Annotated in this window: 14 protein-coding genes; 1 reads left to right on the top strand and 13 read right to left on the bottom strand. The window is 47.0% G+C overall.

Annotated features, from left to right (window positions below):
• Window positions 1-104: 104 nt before the first annotated feature.
• The 5 genes from ACUC6J_RS05350 to ACUC6J_RS05330 form a co-directional block, all read right to left on the bottom strand.
• The gene (locus ACUC6J_RS05350; protein ID WP_258957389.1) at window positions 105-764 is read right to left on the bottom strand and encodes an SGNH/GDSL hydrolase family protein; all 660 of its coding nucleotides are present in this window, start codon (window positions 762-764) and stop codon (window positions 105-107) included.
• Between the two features lie 182 nt (window positions 765-946).
• Window positions 947-1,864, bottom strand: a complete 918-nt coding sequence (locus ACUC6J_RS05345) for a PD-(D/E)XK nuclease family protein (protein WP_039276873.1) — start codon at window positions 1,862-1,864, stop codon at window positions 947-949.
• A gap of 112 nt (window positions 1,865-1,976) precedes the next feature.
• Window positions 1,977-3,287, bottom strand: coding sequence for a galactokinase (locus tag ACUC6J_RS05340; RefSeq protein WP_447249871.1), 1,311 nt, complete (start codon window positions 3,285-3,287; stop codon window positions 1,977-1,979).
• A gap of 243 nt (window positions 3,288-3,530) precedes the next feature.
• Window positions 3,531-5,054 (bottom strand): copper amine oxidase N-terminal domain-containing protein, encoded by a 1,524-nt coding sequence (locus ACUC6J_RS05335; RefSeq protein ID WP_039276867.1) that lies wholly within the window; start codon window positions 5,052-5,054, stop codon window positions 3,531-3,533.
• A 101-nt stretch (window positions 5,055-5,155) separates the two neighbouring features.
• Complete coding sequence (locus ACUC6J_RS05330) at window positions 5,156-6,820, bottom strand: PucR family transcriptional regulator (protein WP_447249870.1); 1,665 nt, start codon at window positions 6,818-6,820, stop codon at window positions 5,156-5,158.
• Window positions 6,821-7,226: 406 nt separating this feature from the next.
• On the opposite strand from ACUC6J_RS05330, the gene ald reads away from it, so the two are divergent.
• Window positions 7,227-8,357 (top strand): alanine dehydrogenase, encoded by a 1,131-nt coding sequence (gene ald, locus ACUC6J_RS05325; protein ID WP_447249869.1) that lies wholly within the window; start codon window positions 7,227-7,229, stop codon window positions 8,355-8,357.
• Between the two features lie 93 nt (window positions 8,358-8,450).
• Here ald and ACUC6J_RS05320 read toward each other — a convergent pair whose 3' ends face one another.
• The 8 genes from ACUC6J_RS05320 to ACUC6J_RS05285 form a co-directional block, all read right to left on the bottom strand.
• Entirely contained in the window at window positions 8,451-8,987 is a 537-nt protein-coding gene (locus ACUC6J_RS05320; RefSeq protein ID WP_193190722.1) for a mismatch-specific DNA-glycosylase, read from the bottom strand.
• Between the two features lie 15 nt (window positions 8,988-9,002).
• Window positions 9,003-9,866 carry an aldo/keto reductase gene (locus ACUC6J_RS05315; RefSeq protein ID WP_193190720.1) on the bottom strand — a complete coding sequence of 288 codons (864 nt, stop codon included), beginning with the start codon at window positions 9,864-9,866 and terminating at the stop codon, window positions 9,003-9,005.
• Window positions 9,867-9,879: 13 nt separating this feature from the next.
• Entirely contained in the window at window positions 9,880-11,172 is a 1,293-nt protein-coding gene (locus tag ACUC6J_RS05310) for a WD40/YVTN/BNR-like repeat-containing protein (RefSeq protein ID WP_447249868.1), read from the bottom strand.
• Between the two features lie 145 nt (window positions 11,173-11,317).
• Window positions 11,318-12,772, bottom strand: a complete 1,455-nt coding sequence (locus ACUC6J_RS05305) for a PstS family phosphate ABC transporter substrate-binding protein (RefSeq protein ID WP_447249867.1) — start codon at window positions 12,770-12,772, stop codon at window positions 11,318-11,320.
• 151 nt (window positions 12,773-12,923) lie between these two features.
• Window positions 12,924-13,688, bottom strand: a complete 765-nt coding sequence (locus ACUC6J_RS05300) for a class I SAM-dependent methyltransferase (protein WP_016821393.1) — start codon at window positions 13,686-13,688, stop codon at window positions 12,924-12,926.
• A 214-nt stretch (window positions 13,689-13,902) separates the two neighbouring features.
• Window positions 13,903-15,999, bottom strand: coding sequence for a DUF6449 domain-containing protein (locus tag ACUC6J_RS05295; protein ID WP_017426356.1), 2,097 nt, complete (start codon window positions 15,997-15,999; stop codon window positions 13,903-13,905).
• A complete protein-coding gene (locus ACUC6J_RS05290; RefSeq protein ID WP_290402808.1) occupies window positions 15,974-16,876 on the bottom strand; it encodes an ABC transporter ATP-binding protein in 903 nt (300 codons plus the stop codon). The genes ACUC6J_RS05295 and ACUC6J_RS05290 overlap by 26 nt, the downstream gene beginning before the upstream one ends.
• Window positions 16,869-17,258 carry a GntR family transcriptional regulator gene (locus tag ACUC6J_RS05285; protein WP_016821396.1) on the bottom strand — a complete coding sequence of 130 codons (390 nt, stop codon included), beginning with the start codon at window positions 17,256-17,258 and terminating at the stop codon, window positions 16,869-16,871. The genes ACUC6J_RS05290 and ACUC6J_RS05285 overlap by 8 nt, the downstream gene beginning before the upstream one ends.
• Between the last annotated feature and the right edge of the window lie 41 nt (window positions 17,259-17,299).

Genomic DNA, 17,299 nt, shown 5'->3' with positions numbered 1-17,299 from the left:
ACCCCCTTTGACATTCATTTTTGGTTGGAACCATAACATAAGTAATGATGTCCATAATCGTGTATTACCCAAAAATGATAAGGAATAGACTATGTATGTCTTTGTTAACGAATCGCCAGCGGACTCTTTTGCACGATATCTATCCATTGATCGGCTATTAACTGGTGCCCGACCGCTGTCGGATGAACCCCGTCATGCAGCCAATAGGAAGCGTCCGCCTTGGTAGCGGCCTCGTTCAACATGCTCTGGAGCGGCACAAATACGGCCCCATATTTGTCGGCAAGTTGACGTACAATACGCTGGTAGCCCGTTATTCTTTCTTGCCAAGTGTCCCAGCGCGCCTCGGTAGCTCCCGTTTTCAAAATAAACGGCTCACACAGCACCAGCCCGGTATCAGGCATCACTTCACGCGTCTCCTCCAGCAGGTGGCAATAGGCTCGTTCAAATCGGTCCGTCACCCCGGACGGCTCCTGCTCCACGATCCGCCAGGCATCGTTCACTCCGATTAGAATACTGAGCAGGTTCGGCTGTAGGCTAAACGTGTCTTCATTCCAACGAGCATACAAATCCGAAACCCGATCCCCCGAAACACCCCGGTTTACAAATTCCGGTTGTGTAGCAGTCAGTCGACTCCCGAGTGTCCCAGCGATCAGATACACATAGCTCTGACCCAGCCAATGGTTCGCGTCCTCATTCCGTCCCCTTCCTCCGTCTGTAATGGAATCTCCTTGAAAAAGAATACGTGTGTGTCCTGTACTCGGCATTTTCCATTGTCCCCCTTCACAATTTCCAATAATACCCTTATCATACCTTGTATTCTCCGAATTGGAAAGCGGTTTCAGAATTTGAGAGAGTTATAGCTATTATGCAGGTGGATGGTGCTTCCCACCGCTATTGCTTGCGTAGCACCATTTCACCTACTCCGTTTTTATGTTAATTTCTCGATTCAGACCGCGCGGTACTTACACACCTCGCGAAAATTACAGCCGCCGCAGACCCTGCGTGAAGGCATCGGGGTAAAGAAAGACTCGGGCTTGGGTCGATTATAGTAATCATCATCGAGGCAGGACTTCATTTCCTCGATGTAACGTCCTACATTGCCAACTACCTTGTCGATATCCTCTGGTGTGGGGCGATATACTTCATGCTCTCCTGTCATCAAATACTCTACCCGTACCTCAATTTTCTCCAAAGGAAGCTGATAATGCTCCTGCACATAGGAAGCATACAAAAATAACTGGTCGGAGAAGTCGCCTTCCTTACCTGTTTTCCAATCTACAATAACCATGTCTCCGTTGTCTCTACGATAGAGCAAATCCATTTTGACATATACTTTTGTCTCATGTAGGAGCATCGTATCCCATTTTTCCACCTCAACGATTCGGGCCTGGCCCTGTTGCAGCTCACGCCAAACTGCGGTACGGTACAAATTGTGTACCACCGCGTGCTGTCGCTCCTTAATCCGGGCAATCCGTTCCGGAAGCACTTCATCATCGTAGTAAATTTCGGCCAGCATGACCCGATTTTTGGGATCTTGCAGCCATAGCTCACGGTGTAAGGATTCCTTGTAGCTGTCATTCAACATGCTCTTCATAGCGGTCTCCAGAAATGCTGTGCGCGGGACAGCCCCTTTTTCCATCCACCCACGTATGACCGATTCACACATTTGGTGCGTAATATTCCCGAATAAAATATATAAGTTGCTCAGTTGCTTAAGCCGATACAACGTAACTTGTTCTTCAGTGCCCTGTGCCGAATTCCAGCCATTATGCGAGCCGTAATAATGATAATAGTATTTGCGTAAGCATTCGTCGAACGTTTGGGCCCTTGATTGTGAATAGGACCAGGACGGATATATTGCCATGACAGGCCCTCCTTCATTAGAACTTCCATCTCTCTATTATAACGCATGCCTAAGCTGTATCGGCCATAAAAAGAACAAAGACTTTAACCTATAGGTTAAAGTCTTTGACTGACTAGTTAGTACACTTGCTACGAGTCCGCTCAGCATTGATCAATTCGCTTACATTAACAGCACCATCCTCACGGACGTTGACAACGAGCACTGGAGTTCCCAGCATTCCGCTGATCCACTCCTTGTAATCATCCACATGATCATTGGGAAGAATCGTCAAGATCACACCAGCAAAGCCGCCACCATGTACCCTGCATGCGCTATCACCAATTGATTTTAAATACATTTCCGTTAAAGCCAGTGCAACCGATACATCTTGTTCCCGATCAATCCCACTTCTATAAACGTTCTGCAGCCATTTCCAGGAAGAGTTACCAGATTCGGTGACGAGCTTTAAGAAATCAGAAAAGCGCCCTTCCTCCAGCGATTTCACCTGCTCATCCACACGCTTATTTTCTTCAAAAAAATGCAAAGCACGAAGTACTGCCCGATCCCCAGCTTTTTCCCTAACCATTTTGAGATTGGCATACAGATTCTCGGGCATTAAGTCACGGCAAACAGAAGCGCCTAAAGACTGAGCCACAGCACGCATTTCGTTCGGCACCGCTGCGTAGTCATCCGTTAAATCAGCATGATTTCCACCTGTATTTACAATAACCAGGGAGTACCCGTTTTGTTCAAAATTCCAATGGACTGGATTAATGATCGGTTCCTTGGGATTTTCAAAATCAATGGAAATCAAGCCGCCATATGCGCAAGCCATCTGATCGAGCAGCCCCGAAGGCTTGTTCCAATAGACATTCTCCGCATACTGACCAACTTTGGATTTAGCAACAGTATCTAATGCTCCCTCGTTATAAAAATGATTTAATATTGTGCATATCAACATTTCAAACGAAGCGGAAGAGCTTAATCCTGAAGCAGAGAATACATTACTCGATATATAAGCCTGAAATCCTCCGATGCGATACCCGAATTCAAGTAAACCAGCTGCAATGCCACGGATCAGCAGCATCGTACTGTCATCCTCCGGTTTTGGTGCCAAGTCGTTTAAATCAATGACGTATTTCGTTTGGTAGCCTTCAGAAAAGAATGTTATAACGGATTCCTCTACTTTAGCAGCTACAGCGATCGTATCAAGTGTAATACTGCCTGCCAGCACCTTCCCGTGGTTGTGGTCTGTATGATTCCCTCCAATTTCGCATCGCCCTGGAGCACTAAATAATTCAATATCCCCTACATCAAAATGCTCCTGATACGCCTGTATAAGTGATTGATATCTAGAGGTTTGCTCGGAAACTTGTTGTTGACCGTACATTCGAGCAAGCACCATCTGTCCCTCGCTGGAATTCAATAGCTCCATATCTTTCATCGTATATCCCCCTACTTGTATGTGTTTTCCACTCAGAATGATGCTTTAATTATCTCAATTTTTCCTGTGTAAAAGTATGGCACAATTTTAATCTGTAAGCGCTTATTTTAATCGCTTTTATGAGCATTTTACCAATATAACTAAAAAAGAACCAGCCCCTAATCCGGACTGGTTCCTGTATTTATACCTGATTCATTCCATGTAATAACCGTTAAGAAGAAGAAGGTGTACTTTGATTTCTTTTTAATCGCGTTTCAGTACATATTCTCCAGCATTGTTACGAGTTACAGTAGCGCCAAGTGCCTCTGCAACAGATTTGAAAGGAACATACAATGTGCCATATTCATCCGTATATGGAGCTTGTGGCAACGTCAATGTGCTCCCTTCCAGTACAGCCTGCTTAGAGCCGCTTTTCAGCTTAATCGTCTTACCAGTAATATCATCAATTACAGTTGTTTGTTTGGCAGCTGCATCCCATTTTAGTTCTGAGCTCAATTCACCTGTCAGTTCACGCAGTGGGATGAAGGCCGTACCTCCACGATTCTCCAAAACGTAGTAATCGTCTTTAGGATCGAAAATTGTTTCTACTTTTGTAATTTCCAAATCATTTTTTAAAATATTGTAGATCGGAGAATTTGCTTCAAAATTGCGCAGCGTCGCTCCTGGAGTTAATTCAGCTTGTGTATTCAAGTCAATAACGCCGTTAGAAAGATCTACTTTATCGGCCGTTACACTACCATTGACGTTCCAGGCTTGAGTCTCGGTCAGAATGGTAAAGGACTTCACCGGAAGATCGTCCACATCTGGCAACGCGACTGTCAAGTCTGTCAGCGCTTTGCGAACATTTCCTTTTTCATCAAAATACATGTCGTTTTTCAGCACCGTGTTGGCACTCAGGACTGTTTTGATTTCAGGTGCCTGTGCATACATAGTGCTGACTCCTACATCATACTGTGCCACAGCCAGGTCCAAATACTTTTTAACCTCAGTGTAAGCCTCGTTGACCAGCTTTTCTTTGTTTTCATTTAGTTCTGTTGTTACTTTATCACTACCCTCAATAGCTACGCCGGAAGCGATGGTTTTAGTCACATCAATAGCTTGGCCGATCAATTCTTTTAAGCCAGCTTCATCCTTGGCCAGATTTGTCAGGAACGGTTTTACCAATGCAACCAGTTCATCACCGCGCAGTTCTGTATGGAGACGGGTCAGTTTCACCTTGTCTTTTTCACCGTATACTTCTTCGGTTACAGATGTTGCAGAAATGGTCGAAGGGTTAGGAGCATGCTTAAGCATAAGTGCAGCGGCTGTTTTGGTCAGATCTCTCACGTCTTTGGAATATGCATAAGGATCAAACCCAGCAGGCAGACCGCTCAAACGCTCTTGCGAGTTCAGAGATATGTAATAAGGTTTTTTGGCACCTTCCAGGTGAATAGCCATACCTTGGCGATCCAAAGCAAGCTCAAATGGCAAATTATACTTATCAATGTGTAAAGTACCCTTGGCGGAAGCAACTTCCTCCGATTGTACCTTAGCTTCATCTACAGTCACCGAAATCGAATTAATCAAATCTACGATTTGTTGATCTCCTTGCGTGATTCCTTCTTTTGGAGTTAATTTAAGAGAAATTTTCTCCGTTGTCTGCTGGGATTTCACATCAAGTGTTCCCAATAAATTTTTACTTACATCAAATCCGCCTACTGCCTGGCAACCTGTCAAAGCTACCATTAACAGAATAAGAGGGACGGCAATCCATTTTTTTATATTCATATTAATCCCCTTTCAAGATATTTCCGTTATCTCTTCTATTATCTCAGTGTTAACACGCATTGTAAATGAGTAGAATAGAAAATAGAACTAGTTATTTAGGATCAATTTTCAGCCTGAAGCATCCGGTAAGCCAGGAGTGCCATCTCCAGACAACGACGTTTGTCAGGGTCTGCCAAATTCCCCTCTACGATTTCATTAATTTTATCCAGTCGATTATAAAGAGTCTGCCTATGAATATACAAAACTCCGGCGGTATCACGCTTGGAGCCATGACATTGAAAGTAGGCATCCAGCGTATCCAGAAGCTGCATATGATGCTCACGATCATGCGCAATCAGCTCGCCCAAATGGTCCTGTACAAATTCTTGTAAAAAAGGAATGCGAGGCACTGCTTTCAACAATTGATAGATTCCGATGCTGTCGTAAAATAGCCGATCCTTCATGACCGGGACGCTTCGCGCGACTTCAATGACCTGATATGCCTCTTCAAAACTGCGGTCCGTCCCGGTCATGCGGTGCCTTACCTTACCAAAGCCTGCATGAATGCGCACTTTATCAAGCTGTCCTGCGGCATAATTCTGAATATATTGGACCGTATGGGCCAGCACTTTTTTCATCTGCGCTTCGGAACGCAGCGTTAATTCCTCCTTGGCACAAAGGATGTAGCATTGACTTCCTTTCATCATCAACAGATTGTGCAACACTTCTTTTTTCAATAGAGAACGAAGCAGCACTAATACATCCTGATTGATGGATTCCTTGCGCACCTGACTCGCGTCCTTGTCCTGATGCTCTACCTCGATGACTCCTGCCCAAAATAAATACCGACCCTTCGTTAACAATCGCAGTCCCATCCGGGTCTGGGCCTGTTCTTCATTGGGAAGCTGGCCGTTCAATACATCCTGAATCAGTTCATTTTGATTACGTAACAATCGGTCTTCAAGAAACTGTGTTCTCAGTACCAATGTAGCGGCCGCCTTGGCTGTGTAATCAATGAGCAGCGACATTTCTTCCGTCGGCATTTCATTATGCAGTACCACACCTACAGCGGAAAACACCTGACCGAAGCATACAACAGGCTGAAACAAGACGGCAGTGGAATCATTCAGGTGAAACAGCAGGTGCCCTTCACGATCAGCAGTCATACTGGATTCCACTTCATTGGCATAAAAATCCGCAATATGGTCTGCCACATCCGGCTGGACGGAAGGCACGAATCGATTGGTATCAATGGAGGACATGTAGATGACCTGCCGGGTAGCGTAGTCATGAAGCACACGCAAGAGGGCGTTCATATCGGTGCTGCGTAGGGTTTCCTGCTGAAGCTGACGCGAAAATCGCTCCAGATCTTTTAATAGTTCATGATGTCGGTTAATAAGTAGGGAGTGAATATCTTGTGTAATTTCAACAAAACGCACCGGCTGTTCAAATACGATGACCGGGAAGTGATGCCGTTCCGCCAGCTCCAGTATTTCAGAGGGGATCTCATGGATGCTTGTGCCCAGCTCCACACACAATCCTGCGGCTTCCGAGCAGATCAGCTGCTCCATATACTCAGCGCGCTCTCCCCCCTTCCGGATTAACCACAGACCGGTCGTCAAAATTAGGTCATGACGGCTCACAAAGGGGGATACATTGGTGATTTCTAGCACATGAACCCAACCCACACGGCGATCTACGCCATGTTCCCCCGCTGCCAGCTTCGCCCGCCGGAAAACAGGACGTTCCAGCACATCCGCAATGGTAAATGTTTTTTTACCTTTCATCGGCATTCTCCCTATGTGTATGTCTTTATGTCATTTTACATGACATATATTCATCAAAAAGTCGAGCCTTCAAGTCAGATAATCCGACAAAATGTATGATGCGAAGGAGTCGCACCCCTTGTAAACTGTACCTAATCTAACATGAATTGCATTTATCGGCTTGAGTCCATGTAACTAATCAGCAGGCTGCATACAAATGATAGTGCAATTTTCTAAGCTCGTTTGGTCGCATCCAACAGTAAACCATAGCAGGGGTAGCTGCCCTAAAACACGTTCAACAAACATTGATTCTGCAGCGTAGCTGCCCTAGAGAACATGATCAGCAAACATTGATTCTGCAGCGTAGCTGCCCTAAAAACAATTATTTGCCGTTGGATAACAATTATTTTTAGGAGAGGTGAAACGAATGAGAATTGGGATTCCAAAAGAGATTAAAAACAATGAAAATCGTGTCGCTCTGACACCTGCGGGTGCTGCTCAAATGATTCAACACGGACATCAAGTGTTTGTAGAAAGCCATGCAGGGGTTGAAAGTGGCTATACAGACGGAGATTATGCCACTGCGGGTGCGATCCTTGTTCAGCAAGCGGCAGATGTGTGGTCCCAGGCGGATATGATTATCAAAGTAAAAGAGCCGCTCCCCTCTGAATACGGGTATTTTCGACCAGGTTTGATTTTGTTCACCTATCTGCATCTGGCTGCCGAGCCCGCACTGGCCCGGGCTTTAACAGACAACGGCGTAGCCGCCATTTCCTATGAAACGCTAAATGTGGAAGGAAGCCTACCGTTGCTTACCCCCATGAGCGAGGTTGCAGGCCGAATGGCTGTACAAATCGGAGCACAGCTGTTGGAAAAACCAAAAGGCGGTAAAGGCATCCTTCTGGCAGGTGTGCCAGGGGTCAAACGCGGTAAAGTAACTATTATTGGCGGAGGGGTGGTCGGCACCAATGCTGCCAAGGTCGCTATCGGTCTCGGCGCAGATGTTACATTGATCGATCTAAGCCTGCAAAGATTGCGCCAACTGGACGATATTTTTGGTAATCAGCTCCATACATTGGTGTCCACCCCTTCCAACATTGCTGAAGCCGTGGCGCAAAGTGATTTGCTGATCGGTGCTGTCCTGATCACTGGTGCCAAAGCCCCGCGGCTCGTAACAGAGGCCATGGTGCAGACAATGCAACCCGGTTCAGTGATCGTCGATGTCGCCATTGACCAAGGTGGCATTGTTGAGACGATTGACCACATCACAACACATGATCAGCCAACCTATGTAAAGCATGGCGTTATTCACTATGCAGTAGCGAACATGCCTGGCGCAGTACCACAAACCTCCACGCTCGCTCTGACGAACGCGACGCTCCCCTACGCTCTCCAACTTGCGGATCTCGGTGTGCAAGAGGCACTTCGACGAAGCAAGCCGCTGCTTAGCGGTACCAATGTCCTGAACGGACATATCACCTACGAAGCAGTCGCCCGTGATCTGGGGTATCCTTATGTTCCTGTGGAACAGGCATGGCAAACCAAAACCTTACAATAGAAAAGAAGCAGCACAAAGAACCATACACTTTTCCCAGTAAGGATTAAAGTGTATGGTTCTTTGTATGCTGCATCTACCAAACGTAGCCGCATTTTAGACGGCTTCTGACGAAAGGAACGTTTGGAGACGGCGATAAATATCCGTGATTTCTTCCAGCGACATGCGCACCAGTCCACTAGACGAAGGTGCCACAAATTCATGCATTTCGGGGATTAGCGGTTCAGGCTGAAATCCCCAATCCGCTTTGGATTTTTTACTATATTCGGTGTACACGCCTTTGCCGACAAAGCAAGCGACCTTCGGGCGGTATTCCATTAGCTTCGCATGCAGCTTCAGACGTCCTTCGGCGTATTCCTCACGGGTAATGTCCTCCACTCCTCTGGTAGGACGGGAGACAATGTTGGTAAAACCGAAACCCAGCTTTAGCAGCTCCCAATCTTCCGATGGATCGTATAAGCGAGGGGTCAAGCCAGCCCCCTCCAGTATGCGCCAAAAGCGGTTGCGCGGATTAGCGTAATGATGTCCTACCTCGCCGGATTTCAGACTGGGATTAAAGCCGATAAATACAACGGATAATCCATAGTCGAGATGATCATCTACCTCGTGTAGTTCTGTCTCTGGTTCTGTCATCGGGCCCCTCCTTCCTCAAACCATATCCAGCGGCTGCTTCCTCGTTGGCGGAGGAAAAGCTTCGTCTATTTGTTGAAGTTGTTCAGGGGTGAGCTGAATGCTTGCTGCCGCTGCATTTTCTCGTACATGCGATTCTTGTACCGCCTTGGGGATTGCCCACACATCACCGTCCCGTATAACCCATGCGAGTGCGATTTGCGATGGAGTTACTCCGTGGCTGGCAGCAATGTCTACCATAACGGGATGCTCCAGTAGTCCTCGTCGCAGGCGTCCACCTTGGGCAATCGGGCAATAGGCCATTACAGGCACCCCATGCGTACGGCTCCAAGGAAGCAGATCATATTCGATACCTCGCGAAGCCGCGTGATACAGCACTTGGTTGACAGCACAGGCTTTGCCATTACTCAGGCTCCAAAGCTCCTCCATATCGGATTTGTCGAGATTGGACACGCCCCAGTTGCGGATTTTGCCTTGCTCACGCAGTTTTTCCATACCTTGTATTGTCTCTTCTAGTGGAATATTCCCGCGCCAATGCAGCAGATACATGTCCACGTGTTCGGTTCCCATTCGGGTTAGGCTTGCTTCGCAGGCTTGAGCCAATCCTTGACGGTCCGCATGATGAGGGTAGGCTTTACTGACGAGATACACATCGTCCCGGCGGCCTCGAATGGCCTCCCCGACGATCTCTTCTGCGCCGCCCTCCGCATACATTTCAGCCGTGTCTACTAGCGTCATCCCCAGCTCGAAGCCAAGTTGAAGCGCACGCACCTCCTCCTGCCGAAGGGAGGCTTTTTCGCCCATATACCACGTGCCCTGCCCAATGAGTGGTACTTCACGACCGTCCGTCCATGTAATCGCACTTCTCTTATGTTGACTCAACTACATTCCCTCCTTAGGAGCCTGGTGTCACAGGCTTGTCAAATACATGACTCTGCGTCCAGTGCTGACCACCATCCGAGGTGGTATATAGGATCGGGGCCTGCTCTGAATCCGAGAAAATAGCCCAGCCTTCCTTGGCATTGGCCATCCCGATTTGCTGACCGCCATAACCATCAAAGCCTTGTTTGCCATTGTTCCACGTCTTGCCTCCGTCATTGGTCCAACCAATCGTATTAGGCTTGTCACACGGTGCACAGTACCCACCCATCAAAGCGGTACTGCTGTTAACCGCATAGAGCATGCCTGGTGCCGTCCCTTCATTTTTGGTAACCTGATTGTCTTGCTGGCTAACACCTGGTGCAGGACCGCCGCCGGCAGTAGAATTCGCCAGTACAGTACGCCAGCTTTGTCCGCTATCAGCCGTATGCCAAAGCGAATACGACGTCTGATTCATCCCTGTATCTCCAACCAGCTCAATCCATGCGTTGCCCCGTTCTACCGATCGAATAGTTACTCCGTTCAGAGGCCCCTCGGTTGTCCGCGACATGACAGGAGTCCAATTTTGGCCCCCGTTAACGGTGTGCAAAATCTGGATCGAGCGATCTGTTTTCTGGGTTACTGCCCAGCCGTTTTGCCGATCATGATAATATGGCTGTCCTACCATGTGGCTAGGCACAGGGAGCGAAGACCAGCGTTGTCCACCATCCTTGGTATATTGGTTGCCACTAAATCCTTCCTTGGATGATACAAAGTGTAAAAAGCCCGCTTGTCCTTGCTCAGGTACAGTCCCGACAGCTTCCCAAAGCTTGCCGCCATCGTGAGTTGCCAGCAGTGAACCACTATCTTCCATAACAGCCCAGGCCTGCTCTCCATTCAAGGCAAAAATCTGTTGAACCGTACCTTTGCCTTGATACTGCACATTCCAAGCTGAACCGACTGAACCGGATGGAGCCGCGTCTGTTCGGGCAATCCATCCATTACCGCCGATCCAGCCGGATTGACCGTCGATTAATCGCAGCGCGGTAATATTGTCCATGCGGACGTTCGCTATACTAGCATCTGTCTTCGTTTGCCCTCCTGTCTCCACTGCTTTGTCAGTGCTGGACGGGGATGTGCTGCTTTTGCCGTCAGAAGCAGTCTGCTGTTCCGGTGTATCTACAGTGGCTCCCGAATCATTGACTTGTGTCGATGCAGAATCCTTTGGTTTATTCTGAGCCGTTTGTCCTGTTTGTGATCCTGTTTCACAACCTGCTGCTACTATGGCTACGGCGAGTAAAAGCACCCAAACCGATGTTTTTTTCTTCATTTTTGTTCATCCCCTTAAGTTGTTGATATACTTGCTGCGCGGGTATTGTATTCACAGCAAAGCATATTCTATGTATTACCCTGCTGTATTGGTTTCACTCTTGCGGTGAATATACGATACTGACTGTATTCGAATCGTTATAGGATTACGAGTTTACAGGAACAAAGCCGCCTTTTTCAATGGCCTGAGTTCCTGCTTCGCTTTGCAGCCATTCGAGTAATCGTTGCATCGAAGCACGTGGCTTTTCGCCTTCGCGTGTAACTACAAACAGTTGGGCTGTGAATGGATATTGTTTCGAACGAATGTGTTCTTTGTCGGGCTCCACTCCATTAATAGATAAAAATTTGACCTCTTGACGATTATGCATCACATTTGCGAAATAATAAAATGAATAACCGAGCGCGTTGTGATCCTTGTCAAAATCAGCAATTGCATTAATCATCTCACCCATTATACCAATTCGGAGTTCCCGAGGCGGTTCAGCCATGTCCTGACCTTTCATCACTTCCTTCTGCATATATGTTTGGCTTCCTGAGTTTTCCTCCCGCTGATAAGCAACGATCGGCTGATTCTTGCCCCCTACTTCACGCCAGTTACGAATAGATCCTTCATATATGCTGCGCACCTGCTCCGAAGAAAGTCCGTTAACCGGATTGCCTTTATGAACGAGAAAAATAAACGCATCCCACCCGATAGGTGTAAGCTTCATTTGAATTCCCCGACTTTTCGCCAGGCGCAATTCCTCATCGGATGGACCCGCCACCAGTATCAGATCCGCCTTCTTTTCAATCAGATTGACATAAGCCTGATGCGTTGTGTTGAATCTCAGTTCGTGAGCCGCACGAACCTTGTTCATTCCGGTCAATTCATGCAGCATATCCTGTGCGAATGGAATGGCCGCTGTAGCGCCATCTACTACCGGAAAATCCCTCTCCGCAATGTACGGACGCTGAGGAAGCATGAGCGTAATCGTCAGCACAATGATGAGCGCAGCAGATATTGCAGCTACAACCCATTGCCATCTATGGTCCACCTTTCCGTGCTGGTCGGTCACCGCTGGATAGCGATCTACCCCAACACCGACTACCATGCCAGCTATGGGCAGCAGTGCGGTCAGCAGAAACCAGATTCCACCGAGCTGTGTATATGACCCCAATACTTCCAGTATAGGTTCCGCCCAAGCGTGATAGAGTGCAAAAAGCTCCCACGCTCCTCCAGATACTTCGGCAAGTTGGCCGCCAGATCCTCGTAGTCCTATAATCCACAACCACAGCCCGCATAATAAGGATGCTAGCCCTGTCAGCATCAACGGAAGCTTGCCCATGTTGGACATATGCGCACTCAAAGCACCATAAGCTGCAAAAATGAGACCGACCAGCCATACATATAGCAGCAATATTACAACCACGGTTATATCCGTCACACCTTCATGCCTCAGCAAATACTGCACTTGAGGTGCTACAACCATACTCCAAATAATATTAAACATGACTGAAAACAATCCAAACATAAACGTACCGACCAGCCATGGCCAAAACCATGCTATCCGCACAGAATTGCCCTCTTTCGGCTTGCTTATAACTTCCTTTGGTTCAGACATGTACATCCCCCTATATCTTATAAATGAAATGAGTCTGTAAGCTATTGCTTCTTCATTGTACAATTATGGTAAAGATTAGTATACGAAAGGGTAGTAAAAATGACAAAAAGGCCTCCCCTACAGGATAGGCCTCTTTGGTATCGAATCTTCTCTATATCGCTCTGGCATGGATTAAAAAACGATGCTGCTTCACGTCCCAATAACCATCACGTTTAATATCCAAATACAGACTATACAGCTGTTCTATATATTTCTCTGGCTGGAAGTCTGCAATCTGCCATTCAATGACTTTTAAGTAATAGACAATCGCTCCAATATCGTAAAAGCGCTGGATCGGAAACTGTTCCCGCTGCTCTACGATTTCAAAACCATTACTTTTCAAACCTGCAATTGCTTGAGGAAGAGTCCAGTCCGCATACACGTAATCAGGTGCTCCCAAGCGGGCGTTAAGGCCTGCACAATCCAAGCCTCCTGCCTGTTGAGTCAAAAACGTACCTCCTGAACGCAAAATACGGTGCACTTCCGCTGGCGAAAATGACTCATGCTTGTTCAGCACAAGGTCGAACCCAGCATCGTCAAACGGAAGGGAATCGTCATCATGAATAGCCATCACGCGCACACCCAGCGGCTCCAATCTTTGCTTGGCGATAGGTACGTTCGGTGCATATGCCTCTGTCGCACATATGATCTCTGGAAAAGGGCGCAACTGCGACAAGAACTCTCCCCCGCCTGTTCCCATATCCAGCATCGCCTTCGAGGCATGCATCAACGCCAAAGCCTTGCTGGCATAAGACCAGTCCAAAGGTTCGCTCGCCACTCGTCCCGTGTCCGAAATGAATGAAAAATCCCATCCGGAAAATGACTGTTTATGATGATCCAACAACTGTAGAAATTCACGATCTTCTGTATATTTCATATTTTTTTGCTCCTCCACTATTGGACTGTACAATATTGAACTCTTCTCTCTGTATGTTCTACGTTGTATCACTCTGGTCTCTATTTATGTCCGTTCTAATGTGGAGGAGCTCTTGCCCGTCGATGAGGTTGTTATATGTCGTGTCCGAACCATCCCATGTTCATCTACCTCCGTCCATATTCCCTCTAAACCAGATACTGTCCCTCGTAGGAGCTTAAGGAACTGCCGGTAATGCCTTGGCAAGCTCCGGTGTCATATCGTTCGGAGTAAAATAGTAATAGCGTGTATGGGGATCTGAACTAAATAAAGGTTTGATCTTGACTTGAACCAAGTAAGTGCCTTTCGCCATATCTGGAGTATAGCTATTAGATCTACGCTTTTCCAGTACAGTGCTCCACAGCTTCGGATCTTCAATCGTTATTGCTTTGTGCTTTTGTTGAATGCTTCTAAATATTTTATAGTCTTCAATATATTGATTGGGTTGATAAGGCTCCATTTCCTGAGAAATAATAGGAACAGCCCGTATCGAAAAAATATCCTTGGAATCAATGATGACCTTATCCGCATACCCTTTTTGCTCTAGCCAATCTGTAAGCTTGTGATATGAAGCCGGCCAATTAAATGAAATTTCACGATGCCAGCTCGGTTCGTTATTGGTAGAGGATGACTCTTTATTTGTAATAGAAACATTCCCCAGAGGGTATCGATGTGATTGCATTTCGCTATAACTCATATTTAATACTTCTTCTCTGAGTACAGCTTCAAATTCACGAGTTTCTTTGGGATTGGTTAAAACCACTCGTCTTTCATTATCATCTACGGATTCGATATTGATCGTCTCTGCTTTTCCTTGCAGCTTATCCAGCTTGTATCTCACCGTTTTATAAGGCTCTGCTTCCATCACTTTAGTCAGTTCTGTCCGGAAAGGCTTCTCCGGGAATGTATAGCGGCGAGTCATGGTGGAACCATCATCCAAACGGTAGACTATGAATGCCGATTCGACGGCCAGGTTTTTGGACAACATTTTCTCGCCAGCTGCATGTGCACGTACGAGTTCTCGATGTAAATTCAGTACAGAGGCGATATAGGCCCTATCTTGGGAGTAATAAGCTTCTTTTTCTGCATCTCCCCCTAGAGGCTCCTCTTGCCCGACATAAACTTTTTCTACGGAGTGTGCTGTTGGAATCCGTCCCTCATAACCCAACCAACCTGAAATCGGGATATACAGTACCAGCCCCATGATCACACCGTAAACGACCATTTCCACCAAAGCACGAACACGCACAATTTGCCACGTCTTGCGGACGACCATTTCTACAACGATATAGCCTAAAATAGCTCCAAGTGCATATCCGAAAATCGACCAATTAGCTCCTCTTGTACCTGCATTATAAAAATAATCGCCTAGTACAAGCATGGCGCATAGTATAACCCCTGCCTTGAACAAAGGTTGAAAGAAAGAAAACGCTATAGCCTGAGTCGCCTTTTCGACCAAGCGTTTACGATACAAACCATAACTCAAGGCGACAAACAGCACAGAGATACCTAGATAGGCGAGTAGCTCCATGTAAGAAAAGGCGCGCTGTGGCAAGTTGTCCATAATGCGTACAAACGGCGATAAGTTTTCCCAAACATTATTATTGCTGCGAAACTCCGAGCCATTAATATATTGAACAACGGTTTCTCGCACCCGCACATATCCGTATAAATTACGTTCCAGAAAACGCCCTATCATCATGAATAGAAACTGAGGCAATAGCAGCAAAACATACACTACTACGGTCTGTAGCAACGATTGTCCCACACAAATCCCTACAAACACAGTAAAAGTAAACAAGAAAATCGTAAGGACGGACACAACCAAAGCCCACGATCCAACGTCATTAATTTGAAAAATATAAGGCAGTTCGACTGACGTGTTAACCCAAGCAGTTACTCCCGCAGTCAGCCATACAGGTACAAGTAAAAGAACAAGACCGCTAATTAAATGTGACGTTAATAGATGCTCTCTACGCAAAGGTAGGCTATGATACAAATCGGATGGCCCCTGTCGCTGAACAAAACGAAGCAGCATCACACCTGCCAGCACGGGTACGGTCATTAAAATTAATTTTTGCAATTCATTACCCGAGTTTGTGCTATCGAACAAGCTTTTTAAAACCACTCGCGGTTGTTCATCACCAGTGCTCATAAACAATGGCAGCGGTACTGTAAACAGCAATCCTGCCAAGTACAATAGACCGATCCAGCCATGCTGTCTCAGGCATTGGCGAATTACGCCGCCGCTACAGAAGAATCGGTTGGATGTCATAACCTGCGTCCTCCATTTCATAAATGAAAATTTCTTCAAGCGTCAACGGCAGCAAATCGAACACATGCGGCTCATACGCTTCAATCGTTTCTGCAATCCGCTCTCGCTCACCCCGGATGATAAGCAGCAGAACACTGCCCCTCCGCTCCTTATGTACAACCGAAAGTTGGCCACAGACAGCTTCCTCATGCATGCTGTCCCGAAAGGCAACCTGCACCTTATGCGTATCGGATTTAAGGTCATCCACCTCTTTTTCCAACAGCATCCGACCTTGGTGCATAATGCCGACATGATCACACATGTCTTCAATCTCACGCAAATTATGAGATGAGATCACGACGGTCATCTCACGTGCTGCGGTTTCTTGGAACAAGAGATTTTTGATCATTCTACGCATCACGGGGTCCAGACCATCAATGGGTTCATCCAAAACCAGCAGCTCTGGCATGCAGCTCAAGGCAAGCAAAAAAGCGGCTTGGCGCTTCATCCCCTTGGAAAAACGGTGAAGTTTGCGCTTGGGGTCCAGCTTGAAAATCTCCGTAAGCTGTGTGTAGCGTTCTTCACTCCAACTTGGATAAATGGAGCGGTAAAACCGGGCCATCTGACGAATTGTCGCTTGCGGGAAAAAATAAGGGGTATCCGGCAAAAACAGAATGTGCTGCTTGACTTCAGGCTGCTCATACACCGGCTGTCCACCGATTAGCACCTTACCAGTATCCGGCCGGTAAATCCCGGCAATGATTTTGAGCAAGGTCGTTTTCCCTGCCCCGTTCGAGCCCAGCAGTCCAAAAATGGAGCCCTTCTTTACCATCAGGGCGAGCTGATCGACAGCCTTTTCTTCCGTAAATGTCTTTGTGACTTCCCTTAATTCAATCAAGGGACATCCCCCTTTCCTTTGTTTGCATAGCTTCCACGTATATGTCGTCCACTTCCTGCTGTGTAAAACCGAAATGGACAGCTTCGATCATCAGTTTTAACAATGCCGCCCGAATCTCATCCCGCTTTATTTGTTGCGGCTGCTGCTGGGTAGGCGTGACAAAGCTGCCTTTGCCCTGGACGGAATAAATATATCCTTCGCGCTCCAGCTCGCGATACGCTTTCTGAATCGTATTCGGATTCACCGTAAGTTGAGCGGACAATGCCCGTACAGAAGGCAATTGCTCATCCGGCTGAAGCGATCCGTACACGATCATTTCCTTAACCTTCTCCATAAGCTGTTCGTAGATCGGCTTACGGCTGCGGATATCCAGCTCGAACATGGACTTCCTCCTTTCAACACTGGCTCAAATTCATGTATACA

The sequence above is a fragment of the Paenibacillus sp. JJ1683 genome (genome assembly GCF_053006485.1).
Note: the sequence above shows the minus strand (reverse complement) of the source record. Positions and strands in the feature narration are given on the sequence as shown.

Bases quoted from the DNA above. Each gene is read 5' to 3' on its own strand.
- ACUC6J_RS05350 (WP_258957389.1), bottom strand. From the start codon at position 764: ATGCCGAGTACAGGACACACACGTATTCTTTTTCAAGGAGATTCCATT.
- ACUC6J_RS05345 (WP_039276873.1), bottom strand. From the start codon at position 1,864: ATGGCAATATATCCGTCCTGGTCCTATTCACAATCAAGGGCCCAAACG.
- ACUC6J_RS05340 (WP_447249871.1), bottom strand. From the start codon at position 3,287: ATGAAAGATATGGAGCTATTGAATTCCAGCGAGGGACAGATGGTGCTT.
- ACUC6J_RS05335 (WP_039276867.1), bottom strand. From the start codon at position 5,054: ATGAATATAAAAAAATGGATTGCCGTCCCTCTTATTCTGTTAATGGTA.
- ACUC6J_RS05330 (WP_447249870.1), bottom strand. From the start codon at position 6,820: ATGAAAGGTAAAAAAACATTTACCATTGCGGATGTGCTGGAACGTCCT.
- ald (WP_447249869.1), top strand. From the start codon at position 7,227: ATGAGAATTGGGATTCCAAAAGAGATTAAAAACAATGAAAATCGTGTC.
- ACUC6J_RS05320 (WP_193190722.1), bottom strand. From the start codon at position 8,987: ATGACAGAACCAGAGACAGAACTACACGAGGTAGATGATCATCTCGAC.
- ACUC6J_RS05310 (WP_447249868.1), bottom strand. From the start codon at position 11,172: ATGAAGAAAAAAACATCGGTTTGGGTGCTTTTACTCGCCGTAGCCATA.
- ACUC6J_RS05305 (WP_447249867.1), bottom strand. From the start codon at position 12,772: ATGTCTGAACCAAAGGAAGTTATAAGCAAGCCGAAAGAGGGCAATTCT.
- ACUC6J_RS05300 (WP_016821393.1), bottom strand. From the start codon at position 13,688: ATGAAATATACAGAAGATCGTGAATTTCTACAGTTGTTGGATCATCAT.
- ACUC6J_RS05295 (WP_017426356.1), bottom strand. From the start codon at position 15,999: ATGACATCCAACCGATTCTTCTGTAGCGGCGGCGTAATTCGCCAATGC.
- ACUC6J_RS05285 (WP_016821396.1), bottom strand. From the start codon at position 17,258: ATGTTCGAGCTGGATATCCGCAGCCGTAAGCCGATCTACGAACAGCTT.